The sequence below is a fragment of the Uliginosibacterium aquaticum genome (assembly GCF_012972705.2).
In the GTDB taxonomy this organism is placed as follows: domain Bacteria; phylum Pseudomonadota; class Gammaproteobacteria; order Burkholderiales; family Rhodocyclaceae; genus Uliginosibacterium; species Uliginosibacterium aquaticum.
Genome location: NZ_JABCSC020000001.1, coordinates 1,629,643 through 1,643,765, shown reverse-complemented (window position 1 = coordinate 1,643,765; position 14,123 = coordinate 1,629,643). Strand labels below are relative to the sequence as shown.

Genomic DNA, 14,123 nt, shown 5'->3' with positions numbered 1-14,123 from the left:
TGTACCCATGACGCACAAAAGCCCGCTCAAGACCTTGCAGGATCTGGCCCACACCCGGGTTGACGAAGCCACCCGCCGGCTCGGCGAGCTGATTTCCAGTGAGCAAGCCTGTGAAGCCAAGCTGGGCATGCTGCTGCAGTACCGCAGCGAGTACTACGCCAAGTTCGCCCAGATGTCGCGCAACGGCCTGGATCTCTCCGCCCTGCGCAACTTCAGCGCCTTCCTTGGCAAACTCGACGACGCCATCCGCGCCCAGCAGGCGATGGTCGACAACTCCCGCGATGCCACCGTCAAAGGGCAGGAAAAGTGGGCCTCCGAGCACTCCCGCGCGAAAGCTTTCGACACCCTCAGCCAGCGCCAGCACCTGCAGGAAATGCAGCGCCAGAACAAGCAGGAACAACGCCTCAGCGACGAGCACGCGATCAAGCACTACCGTCGCCAGCAGGACGAAGGCGGTAGCTGAAGAGCGCCATGCCTGCCGCCAAGGCCCTTAATCGACACTTGGCACAGCCCTTGCAAAGATGAGCGCACAGCACCGCACATCGAGGTAACAGGCCATGGCCGCCAACACCGTTTCCGCACTTGCCGCAATCGCCCCGGTCGCTCCGCGCAATGGCGCCCCACAGGGCAGTTCGGCACAAACCGGGCAGCCGGACCAACCGAGCTTTTCCCAGGTTCTCAAGTCACGCACCCAGGCTGCCGAGAAGGCCCCCAAGCCCACCGAAAGCAAACCCTCCAGCAAAGCAGAAGGCTTGCCGGACAAGGCTTCCGCCCAGGCTCCGGGCAAGCAGGAGGAGACCGCTGACGACAGCACCAGCCCCCTGCCCGGCGATGCAGCCAAGCTGGCGCTGCTGCTAGGAGACGCTCATGCAACGCAGGCCGAGTCCGACTCGGACGAGATCGGTACGGAGGACGAAACCCTGGCCACCGATCCGTCCCTGGCCCTGCTTAGCGATCAGCCTGCAGCGGCCATCCCCTTGCAGGATCCGGCAAGTGCAGCGGCAGCCCTTGCTGCGGCAGCGGCAAACCTTGCCGGCCAAGGCGCCGCCCAAAGCGGCTCAAATGGCTCGACGCTTGGCTCAGAAGAGAGCAGAAAAGGGCTCGCAGACACTACTGGTGTTACTGACACGCGGCGGGGTGCGGAAGGTAAGGACCTGCCCGCAGGCGCCGGCATCAGCGAACGAGCCAGCGCAGATAACGTGGAGTTCAATCCTGCGGCAACGGCTACCCGCGCTTCCGACCAGGGCAGCGACCGTAGCAACAGTTTCGCCAGCGAGCTGACGCTGGCTCAGAACCAGGCCTCTCAAGCCAGCCAGTCAAGCCAGACCCATCCAGGCCTGCAAGCAGCACGCCCGAACGAGGTAGTGCCGCGCCACGAAGTTAGCACCCCGGTCGCGACGCGCGGCTGGGCTGATGAAGTGGGCCAGAAGATCAGCTGGGTCGCTACCCAGGACAAGGGCCGCGCTGAGCTCGTGCTGAACCCGCCGCAGATGGGGCGTATCGAGGTTTCGATCAATCTCAATGGCGATCAGGCCAGTGCCAGCTTCGTAGCCGCCAGCCCTATCGCACGCGAAGCCCTTCAGGATGCCCTGCCCCGCCTGCGCGAAGTGCTCGCCGATGCCGGTATCCAGCTCGGCCAGGCCAACGTGAATGCCGGCAACAGCGGCCAGCAGACTCAGGGCGACACACCCAGCCAGCGCAGCGCTGGCGGAAGCTACGGCCAGCGCGATGCCGCCAGTCTGGAGCCGCTTGTGGCTGCCAGCCACGCGAACTGGGCCCGCAGTGGCAGCGGAATGATCGACACCTTCGCCTGAGGGAATCATGAGTTTTCTGGCAATACCCTTCATAAAGGGCCGCCAACGTCCGTTATTCAAGGCTTGAGGGCCTGACACCAGGCAGCACAATCTCAGAACAGGACGAGGACAAGCAATCATGGCAACCAGCAAGGAAGCCCCGAAGAAAGACGATGCCGCAGACGGTGAGGCTGCGCCCCCCAAGAAGAGCAAGAAACTGCTCATCCTGATCGTGGTGGCCGTACTGGTGCTCGGGTTGATTGGCGGCGGCGCATTCATGTTGCTGGGCAAGAAAAAGGCGGCGGCTGACGGCGAGGAAGAAACCACCGCAGAGAGCTCCCATGCCGAACACCAGTGGCCCGCTTACGACCCCAAGAAGCCCCCGGTCTTCATGCCGCTGGAGCCCTTTACGGTGAATCTGCAGCCCGAGAACGGCGAGCAGTTCCTGCAGGTCGTTGCCTCTGTGCGAGTCATCGATGCGCATGTGGGTGATACGGTCAAATCCTTCATGCCGCAGATCCGCCACGAAATCCTCTCGCTGCTCTCGGGCAAGAAAGCCTCCGAAATCACCACTCCGGATGGACGCGAAGAGCTGGCGCTGGAGATGAAGGACATCATGAACGAAGTGCTCGGCTGGGAGCCGCCGCCGAAAAAGAAGGGCAAAAAGAAGAAGGGGGCCGAAGAGGAAGAGGTTGGCCCGGTCGTATCCGTGTTCTTCACCCAATTCATCGTGCAGTAAAGATCCCGCAGAAAGCATAGAGGCGCCAGATGGGCCAGGACTTTCTCTCTCAGGAAGAGGTTGACGCGCTACTCAAGGGCGTCACCGGTGAAGTTGACGAGCCGGAGCACGGCGGCGAAGACGGCACCGGCATACGCTCGTACAACCTCGCCACCCAGGAGCGCATCGTGCGCGGGCGCATGCCCACGCTCGAGCTGATCCATGAACGCTACGCGCGCTACCTGCGCATCGGCATCTTCAATTACATGCACCGCAATGCGGAAGTCTCGGTAGGTCCGATCCGGGTGCAGAAGTACAGCGAGTTCGTCCGCAACCTTGTCGTCCCCACCAATCTGAACCTCGTGATGGCCAAGCCACTGCGCGGCACCGGCCTGGTGGTTTTCGATCCGAACCTGGTGTTCCTCGTCGTCGACAACATGTTCGGCGGCGACGGCCGCTTTCACTCCCGGGTCGAAGGGCGTGATTTCACCGCCACCGAACAGCGCATCATCCAGGGCTTGCTGCGCGTGGTATTTGCCGAGTACGAGCGTGCCTGGTCACCAGTATTCCAGATCCAGTTCGAATACATCCGCAGCGAAATGAATTCGCAGTTCGCCAACATCGCCACGCCCAGCGAAATCGTCGTGGCCACCACGTTCACACTGGAGTTCGGCGGCGCTCAGGCAGACATGCACATCTGCTTCCCGTATTCGATGATCGAGCCGATCCGCGACATCCTCTACAGCTCGATGCAGTCCGATCACATCACCCAGGACAAGCGCTGGGTCAGCCTCATGTCCAAGCAGATCAACGGGGTGGATGTGAAGCTCGTCGCCGATCTGGGCACCACCAAAGTGAGCCTGCGCGATCTCGTCAATTTCAAGGTGGGCGATATTGTTCCGCTGGAGATCCCGGAAAACATCGAGGCCCACGTCGATGGCGTCAAGGTACTCGAATGCAAATATGGCGTGCAGGGTGGCCACTACGCCCTGCGGGTGGAGAAATTCATCCGCCCGGAAGACACCGAAATCAACCTGATCGCCACAAAGCTGGGCGTGCAAGGAGAAGACAGCCATGGCTGAAGAAGATACCAATACCGCCGAAGAGCAGATCAGTGAAGACGACTGGGCTGCGGCCATGCAGGAGCAGGCCGATGTCGACGCCGTAGCTGCCTCCAAGGAGGCCGCAGCGCTGGCTCAGCCGGTCGCCTTTCAGAACTTCGATGGCGGCGCCAAGCCCGGCAGCATGAACGACTACGAGCTGATCCTGGACATTCCGGTGCAGCTCACCGTCGAACTCGGCCGTACCCGCATCTCGATCCGCAATCTCCTCCAACTGGCCCACGGCTCGGTGGTAGAGCTGGATGCGCTGGCCGGCGAGCCAATGGATGTGCTGGTCAATGGCACCCTCATCGCCCAAGGCGAAGTGGTGGTCGTGAATGACAAATTCGGCATTCGTCTCACCGACATCATCACACCATCGGAGCGCGTGCGAAAACTCCGCACCTGATGGCCCGCAGTCAGCGCTACCCATGAAAACGCCCCTATCCGGGGCGTTTTCATTGCTCCACCACACAGGCCAAAACGCCACTAACTGCGCGGCGACACGAAGCGCTTCACAACTTCCTGCAGATCGGCCGGCAACACGACCATCTTGGCGTTGTCAGACGCAGCCAGCTTTTCGATGGCGCTGATGTACTTCTCGCCGAGGATGAACATCATCGGCGTACTGTGCGTGCCGATTGCCTCGGTCACCCGGCGGATAGCCTCAGCCGAGGAGGTCGCCAACGCCACCTGCGCATTGGCATCGCGCTTGGACGACTCAAGGCGCGCCTCAGCTTCCAGGATCGCGGCCTGCTTGCTCCCCTCGGCACGCGTCACCACCGCCTTGCGCTCACGCTCGGCGGCAGCCTGCAACTCCATCGCACGCTGCATGGACTCAGAGGGTTTGATGTCCTGAATCTCCACCGTCTTGATGCTGATCCCCCAGTCCAGGGCCTCATCCGCGATGCTCTCGCGCAGACGAGCCTTGATCTTGTCGCGAGAGGACAGCGCCTCATCCAGCTCCATCTCGCCGATGATCGAGCGCAGGGTCGTCATCACCAGATTGCGGATCGCTTCCGAGAAGTTCGACACCCCATACACGGCACGCACCGGATCGGTGACCTTGATGAAAGCAATCGCATTGGTAAGGATCACCGCATTGTCACGCGTGATCACCTCCTGCTCCTGCACATCGAGAATGATGTCCTTGGTAGTGACCTTGTAGGCCACCGCATCCAGATAAGGAATCAGGATGCTGAGGCCGGGCTTGATGGTGGTCAGATACTTGCCCAAGCGCTCGACGATCCATTCATCGCCTTGCGGCACGATGCGCACACCCTTGGCGATCGTCACAATCACGAACACCAGCAGGGCTACAACAACAAACAAGCCTTCCATGCTCAGCTCCTACCCACGATAAAGAGGCCATCATAACGCGCTGCCACAATGGCATCGCCACCTGCCCTTGAAGGGGGCGTCCCCCCATCAGGAATTCAAGCATCTCCCTGCTGCGCCGGTAATCCTCCTACAGATGGCCGCATCAACAAGGGCCACAGGAGAAACGCATGAAAATCACACACAGCGACTTCCAGACGGAAGGAACAGCACTCGTCTGGCAGCGCACCCGCCAGGAGAGCAGCTTCACATTCAAGCTCGAGAGCCTCTCTAGCCGCCCGCCTCAGACCCAGGCAGAGCTCTCGTCGCAAGGACTGGCTGCGCAACAAGCCGAAGCGGCCTCCGAGGAGGGCGAGCCGTCCATGGATAGCCGCCTCAAGCTGCTCATCGCGGTCATTGAAGCCATCACCGGGCGCAAGATCGAACTCTTCGACCCGGGCAGCCTGGACGCAACGAGCAGCGACGCCTCGAGCTCGCCAGGCACGCCAGCCCCCGCTGCAACATCAGCCACAGAACCACAGTGGTCTGTACGCATCGAAGCCCGCCAGGTCCATGAAGAGTTTGAATTCGCGGCCTTCAGCGCCAGTGGAGAAGTGAGCACGGCGGACGGCCGCCGCATCAACTTTTCGCTCGACCTCGCGATGCAGCGCTATGAGCGCCAGGAAAGCACCCTGCTGATCGAAGCCGGCAACACGCCCAAAGCGACCGATCCGCTGGTCCTGAATCTGGCTACAGACCAGGTACGCCTGCAAGCTGGCGCCTGGTCCTTCGATCTCAATATGGATGGGGAAAAGGAAAAGCTGGCCGGACTCGGTGCTGGGAGCGCTTGGCTCGCGCTGGACCGCAACGGCAACGGGAAGATCGATGACGGCAGCGAGCTCTTCGGCCCAAGTTCAGGCAATGGCTTCAGCGAACTGGCCGAACTGGATGAGGATGGCAATGGCTGGATCGACGAAGCAGACTCAAGCTTCGCAGCCCTCAGCGTATGGCGCCCCGATACCGGCTCACAAAGTCTGGCAAAAGCAGGCGTCGGCGCTATAGCACTGGAACACCGCCAAACGCCCTTCAGTATCAAGGATCAGGGAGAAACACTGGGAATGGTGCGCAGCAGCGGCATCTTCCTCACCGAAGCAGGTGAAGCGCGCGGGATCCAGCAAGTAGATCTGGTGGTCTGAGAGGGCTATCGGCCCTCGCGCGGCAGCTCAGCAAGCACTGAACGACTCTCGCGCGCCCCCTGAACCGGATGCAGATCCACTGCGGGATCAGTCATCCACCAGTGTCAGCTCCATGCTGGAACTGGTGACATTAACAGCGCGCAGGGCCGGAGCGCCCTGCTCTGCCAGGCGCGCATCGGCCCGTGCCATACGCTGCACGACAGTGGTCATGAGACGCTCACGGAAGTGCTCAAGACACTCTTCGGAGGTCAAGGCCAGTGCGGCCGGAGTGATTTCGAGATAGCGCACGAAATTCTTGCTCACCACTGAGCACACCTGGCGGTGGTTGATACTGTCCAGATACGCCGTTTCACCAAAGCAATCGCCCGGGCCGATAACGGACACCACCCTGCCATTAATCGAAAGCTCCACCTCACCCTCGAGCAGAATGCCAAAACGCTGATCGGTAGTGCCTTCGCGCACAATCTGGGTCATCGGCTCCGCCACACGCCAGGCCGAAAACCGCACGATTTCCCAAATCTCTATGTCGTCAAACTCGGTAAAGAACGCCAGCCGACGAATCTGGGCGAAACGCGAGCCATCCGGAACGACATCGCTTTCATCGTAAATCTTGAACTGGATCCCGGAGAGATCCTTGGCGAACTCCGCACCATTCTTGTAGCGCGAGTACAGATCCTTCTCCAGTGACTTGCGGATCACCGTATCCATGGCTTCCGGCACATCCGGGTTGAGCGCGCTGGCCGAGGGTGGATCGGTATTGATGATCTTGTAGACCAGTTGCGCCGGGTTCTTGGCCCGGAATGGCAAGCGCCCGGTGAGCATGTGGAAGAGCACCACGCCCAGCGAGTAAAGGTCGGTCTTCTGATTGAGCGGGTAGTTCTTGATCTGCTCGGGTGACATGTAGGCCGGCGAGCCCACCCCCATGATGAAGGTCGAATCCTCGGCACTCTTCTTGTTCACGTTCATCGCCAGACCGAAATCGGTGATCTTCACGTTATCCGTGCTATCGACCAAGATGTTTGCCGGCTTGATGTCGCGGTGCACGATACCCTGGCGGTAGGCGTAATCGAGCGCCATGGCCACCTTGAAAATGATGCTGGTGGTGCGATGCACCGGCAGCATCTTTTCGTAGCTGCAGAAATCCTCCAGCGAACCGCCGGGGAAATACTCCATCACAACGTAGGCTTCATCCTTCTCGATCACCGCTTCGTAGATCTTGATGATGTTCGGATGATCCAGGCGCCGCGCCACCGAGCCCTCGGCACGCAAGAGCTTGAGCAGGCGCCGGTTCCACTTGGCTTCATCCTTGGCCTTGTCGCGGAAGGAGATGTATTTGAGGGCCACGGGCTCCGGGTAATACGGATTTTCGGCGAGGTAAACGACGGCCGTCGCCCCCCGCCCGATCTCGCGGATGATCTTGTATTTCCCGACGCGTTCCGGCATATCCGCCATGACTTACCCTGCCCCCTGCCGGTCACACTCCGGCCCAGATGGGAGTGTGACAAAGATCATAAAAAAAAAGAAGGAAAGCGCTTGAAAAACAGCGTCAATGCCCCATCTGAGCCTCTGGATTCAATTCAGGAGCACGTTTGATGTCGCAAAATCAGGATAGTCTCGAGCAGGATCTGGAACCGGCAAGCAGCCCTCAAGACCCCAAAAACGCTGACAACGGTCAGGTCCAGGCAAACATTGACACCTTGCCGAGTATCGAAGAGCAGTTGCGCCAGACCGAATTGCTGGCTGCTGAACACCATGATGCCTGGCTGCGCGCCAAGGCCGAAACCGAAAACGTGCGCCGCCGTGCTCAGGAAGACATCAGCAAAGCCGCAAAGTTCGCTATCGAGAAGTTCGCCAATGAACTGCTGGTGGTGAAAGACAGCCTGGAGCAGACGCTCGCCGTCGAAGGTGCCAGCCTGGAAGCCATCCGCGAAGGCGCCGATCTGACCCTCAAGAACCTCGCCAAGGCCTTCGAGAAGAGCGGCCTGCAGGACATCAATCCGCTCGGCGAGAAGTTCGATCCGCACAAACATCAGGCCATCTCCGCCGTCCCCTCGGATCAGCCGGCGAACACCGTCGTGCAAGTATTCCAGAAGGGGTACGCACTGGAAGGCCGTGTGCTGCGCCCGGCGCTGGTCGCTGTCGCCCAATCGGCTTGAAATCGAGGGGCATGCCCCCACTTCAGTAACAGGAATGAATGCGAAGCGCGCACCCGCGCTTCCCGGAAAGACATCAAGGAGCTTTGAACATGGCAAAAATCATCGGTATTGACCTCGGCACCACCAACAGCTGCGTGGCCATCATGGAAGGCGGCCAGCCCAAGGTGATCGAAAACTCGGAAGGTGCGCGCACCACGCCGTCCATCGTGGCTTACATGGAAGAAGGCGAAGTTCTGTGCGGCGCACCCGCCAAGCGTCAGGCCGTGACCAACGCCAAGAACACGCTCTATGCCGTCAAGCGCCTGATCGGCCGCCGCTTCGAAGAGAAGGAAGTGCAGAAGGACATCAATATGATGCCCTACGCCATCGTCAAGGCTGACAACGGCGACGCCTGGGTGGAAGTGCGCGGCAAGAAGATGGCCCCGCCGCAAATCTCCGCAGACGTTCTTCGCAAGATGAAAAAGACCGCCGAAGACTACCTCGGCGAAGAAGTGACCGAAGCCGTGATCACCGTTCCGGCTTACTTCAACGACAGCCAGCGTCAGGCCACCAAGGACGCCGGCCGCATCGCCGGTCTGGATGTGAAGCGCATCATCAACGAGCCGACCGCTGCTGCCCTCGCCTTCGGCCTCGACAAGGTTGGCAAGAAGGACCAGAAGATCGCCGTGTTCGACTTGGGCGGCGGTACGTTTGACATCTCGATCATCGAAATCGCCGACGTGGATGGCGATAAGCAATTCGAAGTGCTCGCCACCAACGGCGACACCTTCCTTGGTGGTGAAGACTTTGACCAGCGCCTGATCGATTTCATCGTGGCCGAGTTCAAGACCATCAACGGCATCGACCTCTCGAAGGACGCCATCGCCCTGCAACGCATCAAGGCCGCGGCCGAGCGCGCCAAGATCGAGCTGTCGTCGAGCCAGCAGACCGAAATCAACGAGCCCTACATCACCATGGCCAACGGCGCTCCGGCCCACCTGACCATGAAGATCACGCGCGCCAAGTTCGAATCGCTGGTCGAAGAGCTGGTGAACAACACGATCGAGCCCTGCCGCAAGGCACTCAAGGATGCCGGCCTGTCGATCTCCGACATCGATGACGTGATCCTCGTCGGCGGTCAGACCCGCATGCCCAAGGTGCAGGAGAAGGTCAAGGAGTTCTTCGGCAAGGAAGCCCGCAAGGACGTAAACCCGGACGAAGCCGTGGCTGTAGGTGCCGCGATCCAGGGTGGCGTGTTGAAGGGTGACGTGAAGGACGTGCTGCTGCTGGACGTGTCGCCACTGTCCCTGGGTATCGAAACCCTGGGTGGCGTGATGACCGCCATGATCAAGCGCAACACCACCATTCCGACCAAGCACGCACAGGTCTTCTCGACCGCTGACGACAACCAGCCGGCCGTGACCATCAAGGTCTATCAAGGTGAGCGCGAAATGGCCGCCGGCAACAAGCTGCTGGGAGAGTTCAACCTTGAAGGCATTGCCCCCGCCCCGCGCGGCATGCCGCAGATCGAAGTAACCTTCGACATCGACGCCAACGGCATCCTGCATGTGAAGGCTGCTGACAAGGCCACCGGCAAGGAAAACAAGATCACCATCAAGGCCAACTCTGGCCTGTCGGAAGACGAAATCCAGAAGATGGTGAACGATGCCGCAGCCCACGCTGAAGAAGACAAGCGTCAGCACGAACTGGTCGAGGCTCGCAACCAGTGCGACGGCCTGATCCACACAACCAAGAAGGCGCTCAGCGAGCACGGCGACAAGGTTTCTGCTGAAGAGAAGGGCAAGATCGAAGCGGCTCTGAAGGACGCGGAAGACGCCATCAAGAGCGACGACAAGGCCGAAATCGAAGCCAAGGCACAAGCCCTGGCAACGGTCAGCCAGAAGCTCGGCGAAGCCATGTACGCCCAGCAGCAAGCCGCTGAAGGTGCGGCCGCAGGCGGCGCTCAGGCTGAAGCCAAGCCGGCAGACGACAACGTAGTGGATGCGGAATTCACTGAAGTCAAAGACAAGAAGTAATTCCACTCACCGCAGAGGCGCCTGGAGCGCAAAGAGCCACGCCGCAGTGCAGACGCTCTTTGCGCTCTTGCCTTGAGGAAGACCCATGGCAAAAAGAGATTATTACGAAGTGCTGGGCGTTGCCCGCGACGCTTCGGACGACGACATCAAGAAGGCCTATCGCAAGCTGGCCATGAAACACCATCCGGACCGCAATCCGGATGACAAGGGCGCTGAAGAGAAATTCAAGGAGGCCAAAGAAGCCTACGAGATGCTCTCGGACAGCCAGAAACGCGGCGCTTACGATCGTTACGGCCATGCCGGCGTGGATCAGTCTGCCGGCCATGGCGGCTTCGGCGGCGCTGGGCAGGACTTTGGCGATGCCTTCGGTGGAATCTTCGACGAGATTTTCGGGGGTGGCCGCGGCGGTGGCGGTGGCGGCGCACGCGTCTATCGCGGCGGTGACCTGCGCTACAACCTTGAGGTATCGCTCGAAGAAGCTGCACGCGGTGTCGAAAAGACAATCCGCATTCCGGTTCAGGAAGAATGTGGCACCTGCAAGGGCTCCGGCGCCAAGCCCGGCACCCAGCCCAAGACCTGCGGCACCTGTGGCGGCGCAGGTCAGGTCCGCATGCAGCAAGGCTTCTTCTCGATCCAGCAGACCTGTCCGAAATGTCACGGCTCCGGCCGCGTCATCACCGACCCGTGCGGCGACTGCCACGGCGCGGGTCGCGTGAAGAAACAGAAGACCCTGGAAGTGAAGATCCCGGCCGGCATAGACTCCGGCATGCGTCTGCGCCACGCAGGCTTCGGCGAACCCGGCGTAAACGGGGGACCTCCGGGCGATCTGTTCGTCGAGATCCATATCAAGCAGCACGCAGTCTTCGAGCGTGACGGGGATGATCTGCACTGCGAGATGCCGATCAGCTTCGTGACCGCTGCGATTGGTGGCGAAATAGAAATCCCGACCCTCGATGGCGCTGCCGCGATCAAGATCCCGGCCGAGACCCAGACCGGCAAAGTCTTTCGCCTGCGCGGCAAGGGCATCAAGAATGTGCGCAGTGGCTACCATGGTGACTTGCACTGCCATGTGGTGATCGAGACGCCGGTCAAGCTCAACGAACGTCAAAAAGAACTGCTGCGCGAGTTCGAGTCCATCTGCAAAGATGGCGGAGACAGCCACAATCCGCGTGCCAAATCCTGGATGGACAAGGTCAAGGACTTCTTTGCCGACTGAAGAAGGCTGCAAACTCAGAAAGAACCCGCTCCGGCGGGTTTTTTCTTGTGCAGCGCCGTATCATTACAAGGCTTCGTTTCATTGCCGCACAAATGCCTGCCCTGCCCCCACACCTCCACCAGTTCTGCCGCACCCTGCTGCAGATCGGCCTGCTGATCCTGATCTGGCTCGCCGCCATCGAACTCTCAAGCACCTGGCTACACGGCCTGCCACCTACCGTTACCGGCATCGCACTGGCCCTGGTCCTGCTCGGACTGGGCCTCTTGCGTCGCGAATGGTTGGCCGATGGTGCAGGCTGGCTGCTGCGCGAGATGCTGCTGTTCTTCATTCCTGTCGTGATTGCCGTCTTGCAATACCGCGATGCGCTGGATGGCAAGTTGCTGACGATCTTGTTGGTGATTGTCGGCAGCACCGCCTGCGTAATGGTGGCGACAGCACTGGCAGTGGATCTAGCCTGGCGACTTGAGGCGCGCTGGCGCCGCGAAGGACTATCGACTGTGCCTGAGGACAAGCCATGACACTGCTTTCCGGCCTATTCTGGCTCGCGCTAACCGTGCTGCTCTACAGCATCATCCGAGGGCTGCATCGCCGCTATACGCACACCCTGCTCTCTCCCATCATTGCGGTGCCCGCCATCCTGATCGCCATCCTGCTTCTGGCGCGCGTGCCCTATGCTGTCTACAACGCCCAGAGCCACTGGCTCTCGGCCATGCTGGGCCCAGCCACTGTGGCTTTTGCCGTGCCCATCTTTGAATACCGTGCGGTCATCCGTCGTCACTGGTTCCCACTGGTCGTCGGCGTCTTGGTCGGGATGAGTGTCGCGGTCCTGAGCACGATCTGGTTGAGCCGCCTCGTCGGCCTGCCGGAGATGATCGAGCGCAGCCTGTCGGTCCGCTCGATCAGCACCCCTTTCGCCATCGCCGCGGCTCCGACCGTGGGTGGTCAGGCCGAATTGGCGGCCGTGTTCGTGGTCATCACAGGGCTGATCGGCATGGTGTTGGGTGAGTGGTTGCTGAGTTGGCTCCCCGTACGTTCAGCGCTGGCCAAAGGTGCACTGTTCGGGGCGGGGGCACATGCCGTCGGTACGGTCACAGCCCACAAGCGCGATACCGAAGAGGGCGTAATCTCAAGCCTGACCATGATCATCGCTGGCATCCTGATGGTGCTGCTGGCGCCCTGGCTAGCCCGCGTACTCTGACCCGGAAACGACAAAGGCTCCCAAGGGAGCCTTTGTCGTGCGAGCAACAGGAGGAATCAGGCCTGAGGCTTCAACACTTCGAGGCCACCCATGTAGGGCTTGAGTGCCTCAGGGATGACTACGGAGCCATCCGCCTGCTGGTAGTTCTCCAGAACAGCCACCAGCGTACGACCCACAGCCAGGCCGGAACCGTTCAGGGTGTGCACCAGCTCGTTCTTGCCAGTTTCAGCCTTGTAGCGAGCTTGCATGCGGCGGGCCTGGAAGGCTTCGCAGTTGGACACCGAAGAAATCTCGCGATAAGTGCCTTGCGCCGGCAGCCACACTTCAAGATCGTAAGTACGCGCAGCCGAGAAGCCCATGTCACCAGTACACAAAGCCACCACCCGATACGGCAGCTTCAGTTTCTGCAGCACCGCCTCCGCATTGCCCACCATTTCCTCCAGCGCTGCTGCGCTCTCTTCCGGACGGGTGACGCGAACCATCTCGACCTTGTCGAACTGGTGCTGGCGGATCATGCCCTTGGTGTCACGGCCATAGCTGCCGGCTTCCGAACGGAAGCACGGCGTATGCGCGGTAAGCTTGAGTGGCAGATCTTCAGCCTTGAGGATTGTGTCCTTGACGATATTGGTCAGCGAAATTTCGGAAGTCGAGATCAGGTACTGGGTCTGACCATCTTCACCGCCACGCTCCACGCGGAACATGTCATCCGCAAACTTGGGCAGCTGGCCGGTGCCGAACAACACGTCCGGATTCACGATGTACGGCGTGTAGCACTCGGTGTAGCCATGTTCGCCGGTCTGGGTATCCAGCATCAGCTGAGCAATCGCACGGTGCAGGCGCGCCATGCCGCCCTTAAGGAAGGAAAAACGCGCGCCTGAAAGCTTGGCGCCAGTGTCGAAGTCCAGCCCCAGCGGTTCGCCGAGGTCAGCGTGGTCCTTGACCTCGAAATCAAAAGCGCGCGGACTGCCCCAGCGGCGCACCTCTACGTTGCCCGACTCATCCTTGCCGACCGGCACATCTTCATTCGGCAGGTTCGGGATGCGCGCAAGAAAATCGTTCAGGCGGCTCTGCAAAGCACCCAACTGCTCTTCGCAGGCTTTCAGCTCATCACCCAGACCACCCACTTCAGCCATCACAGCCGAAGCATCTTCGCCCTTGCCCTTCAACATACCAATCTGCTTGGAAAGACTGTTGCGCCTGGACTGCAGTTCCTGAGTGCGGGTCTGCAGAGTCTTGCGCTCGTCTTCCATGGATTGGAAGGCGGCTACGTCGAGCACAAAATTACGCTTGGCCAGGCGCAGGGCAACGGCGTCGAGCTGGGAGCGGAGAAGCTGGATATCGAGCATGGTGATCTGGATGGCGGATTTCTTGGAAGCACGCAGTTTACACGAGGCGTCCGTTCAGCCCTTTGTGC

At 60.5% G+C, this 14,123-nt stretch carries 14 protein-coding genes; 11 read left to right on the top strand and 3 right to left on the bottom strand.

Annotated features, from left to right (window positions below; all coding sequences use genetic code 11):
- The first annotated feature begins 7 nt into the window (after positions 1–7).
- The 5 genes from fliJ to fliN all read left to right on the top strand — a co-directional run bounded on the left by fliJ (position 8) and on the right by fliN (position 4,020).
- On the top strand, positions 8–463 hold the full coding sequence (gene fliJ, locus HJ583_RS07330) for a flagellar export protein FliJ (protein WP_170021266.1): 456 nt from the start codon (positions 8–10) through the stop codon (positions 461–463).
- 94 nt (positions 464–557) lie between these two features.
- Positions 558–1,814, top strand: coding sequence for a flagellar hook-length control protein FliK (locus HJ583_RS07325; RefSeq protein WP_170021265.1), 1,257 nt, complete (start codon positions 558–560; stop codon positions 1,812–1,814).
- Between the two features lie 118 nt (positions 1,815–1,932).
- Entirely contained in the window at positions 1,933–2,532 is a 600-nt protein-coding gene (locus HJ583_RS07320) for a flagellar basal body-associated FliL family protein (RefSeq protein ID WP_170021264.1), read from the top strand.
- A 29-nt stretch (positions 2,533–2,561) separates the two neighbouring features.
- On the top strand, positions 2,562–3,593 hold the full coding sequence (fliM, locus tag HJ583_RS07315; RefSeq protein WP_170021263.1) for a flagellar motor switch protein FliM: 1,032 nt from the start codon (positions 2,562–2,564) through the stop codon (positions 3,591–3,593).
- Entirely contained in the window at positions 3,586–4,020 is a 435-nt protein-coding gene (gene fliN, locus HJ583_RS07310) for a flagellar motor switch protein FliN (RefSeq protein WP_170021262.1), read from the top strand. Before fliM ends, fliN begins: the two co-directional genes overlap by 8 nt.
- An 80-nt stretch (positions 4,021–4,100) precedes the next feature.
- On the opposite strand, the gene HJ583_RS07305 is transcribed toward fliN, so the two are convergent.
- The gene (locus HJ583_RS07305) at positions 4,101–4,952 is read right to left on the bottom strand and encodes an SPFH domain-containing protein (RefSeq protein WP_101942876.1); all 852 of its coding nucleotides are present in this window, start codon (positions 4,950–4,952) and stop codon (positions 4,101–4,103) included.
- Between the two features lie 167 nt (positions 4,953–5,119).
- On the opposite strand from HJ583_RS07305, the gene HJ583_RS07300 reads away from it, so the two are divergent.
- Positions 5,120–6,124, top strand: a complete 1,005-nt coding sequence (locus HJ583_RS07300) for a hypothetical protein (RefSeq protein ID WP_170021261.1) — start codon at positions 5,120–5,122, stop codon at positions 6,122–6,124.
- An 87-nt stretch (positions 6,125–6,211) separates the two neighbouring features.
- Here HJ583_RS07300 and HJ583_RS07295 read toward each other — a convergent pair whose 3' ends face one another.
- Positions 6,212–7,576 (bottom strand): serine/threonine-protein kinase, encoded by a 1,365-nt coding sequence (locus HJ583_RS07295; RefSeq protein WP_170021260.1) that lies wholly within the window; start codon positions 7,574–7,576, stop codon positions 6,212–6,214.
- Between the two features lie 140 nt (positions 7,577–7,716).
- On the opposite strand from HJ583_RS07295, the gene grpE reads away from it, so the two are divergent.
- The 5 genes from grpE (at position 7,717) to HJ583_RS07270 (ending at position 12,709) form a co-directional block, all read left to right on the top strand.
- Positions 7,717–8,280 (top strand): nucleotide exchange factor GrpE, encoded by a 564-nt coding sequence (gene grpE / locus HJ583_RS07290; RefSeq protein ID WP_170021259.1) that lies wholly within the window; start codon positions 7,717–7,719, stop codon positions 8,278–8,280.
- Between the two features lie 89 nt (positions 8,281–8,369).
- Entirely contained in the window at positions 8,370–10,295 is a 1,926-nt protein-coding gene (dnaK, locus tag HJ583_RS07285; protein ID WP_170021258.1) for a molecular chaperone DnaK, read from the top strand.
- Positions 10,296–10,380: 85 nt separating this feature from the next.
- Positions 10,381–11,511, top strand: coding sequence for a molecular chaperone DnaJ (dnaJ, locus tag HJ583_RS07280; protein WP_170021257.1), 1,131 nt, complete (start codon positions 10,381–10,383; stop codon positions 11,509–11,511).
- A gap of 92 nt (positions 11,512–11,603) precedes the next feature.
- Positions 11,604–12,029, top strand: coding sequence for a CidA/LrgA family protein (locus HJ583_RS07275; RefSeq protein ID WP_170021256.1), 426 nt, complete (start codon positions 11,604–11,606; stop codon positions 12,027–12,029).
- Entirely contained in the window at positions 12,026–12,709 is a 684-nt protein-coding gene (locus tag HJ583_RS07270) for an LrgB family protein (RefSeq protein WP_170021255.1), read from the top strand. Before HJ583_RS07275 ends, HJ583_RS07270 begins: the two co-directional genes overlap by 4 nt.
- Positions 12,710–12,765: 56 nt before the next feature.
- On the opposite strand, the gene serS is transcribed toward HJ583_RS07270, so the two are convergent.
- Positions 12,766–14,055, bottom strand: a complete 1,290-nt coding sequence (serS, locus tag HJ583_RS07265) for a serine--tRNA ligase (RefSeq protein ID WP_170021254.1) — start codon at positions 14,053–14,055, stop codon at positions 12,766–12,768.
- Between the last annotated feature and the right edge of the window lie 68 nt (positions 14,056–14,123).

Excerpts from the sequence above, each read along its gene's own strand:
- grpE (WP_170021259.1), top strand. The coding sequence starts at position 7,717 with ATGTCGCAAAATCAGGATAGTCTCGAGCAGGATCTGGAACCGGCAAGC.
- HJ583_RS07275 (WP_170021256.1), top strand. The coding sequence starts at position 11,604 with ATGCCTGCCCTGCCCCCACACCTCCACCAGTTCTGCCGCACCCTGCTG.
- HJ583_RS07325 (WP_170021265.1), top strand. The coding sequence starts at position 558 with ATGGCCGCCAACACCGTTTCCGCACTTGCCGCAATCGCCCCGGTCGCT.
- dnaK (WP_170021258.1), top strand. The coding sequence starts at position 8,370 with ATGGCAAAAATCATCGGTATTGACCTCGGCACCACCAACAGCTGCGTG.
- HJ583_RS07300 (WP_170021261.1), top strand. The coding sequence starts at position 5,120 with ATGAAAATCACACACAGCGACTTCCAGACGGAAGGAACAGCACTCGTC.
- HJ583_RS07295 (WP_170021260.1), bottom strand. The coding sequence starts at position 7,576 with ATGGCGGATATGCCGGAACGCGTCGGGAAATACAAGATCATCCGCGAG.
- HJ583_RS07305 (WP_101942876.1), bottom strand. The coding sequence starts at position 4,952 with ATGGAAGGCTTGTTTGTTGTTGTAGCCCTGCTGGTGTTCGTGATTGTG.
- serS (WP_170021254.1), bottom strand. The coding sequence starts at position 14,055 with ATGCTCGATATCCAGCTTCTCCGCTCCCAGCTCGACGCCGTTGCCCTG.
- HJ583_RS07270 (WP_170021255.1), top strand. The coding sequence starts at position 12,026 with ATGACACTGCTTTCCGGCCTATTCTGGCTCGCGCTAACCGTGCTGCTC.
- HJ583_RS07320 (WP_170021264.1), top strand. The coding sequence starts at position 1,933 with ATGGCAACCAGCAAGGAAGCCCCGAAGAAAGACGATGCCGCAGACGGT.
- fliN (WP_170021262.1), top strand. The coding sequence starts at position 3,586 with ATGGCTGAAGAAGATACCAATACCGCCGAAGAGCAGATCAGTGAAGAC.
- fliM (WP_170021263.1), top strand. The coding sequence starts at position 2,562 with ATGGGCCAGGACTTTCTCTCTCAGGAAGAGGTTGACGCGCTACTCAAG.
- fliJ (WP_170021266.1), top strand. The coding sequence starts at position 8 with ATGACGCACAAAAGCCCGCTCAAGACCTTGCAGGATCTGGCCCACACC.
- dnaJ (WP_170021257.1), top strand. The coding sequence starts at position 10,381 with ATGGCAAAAAGAGATTATTACGAAGTGCTGGGCGTTGCCCGCGACGCT.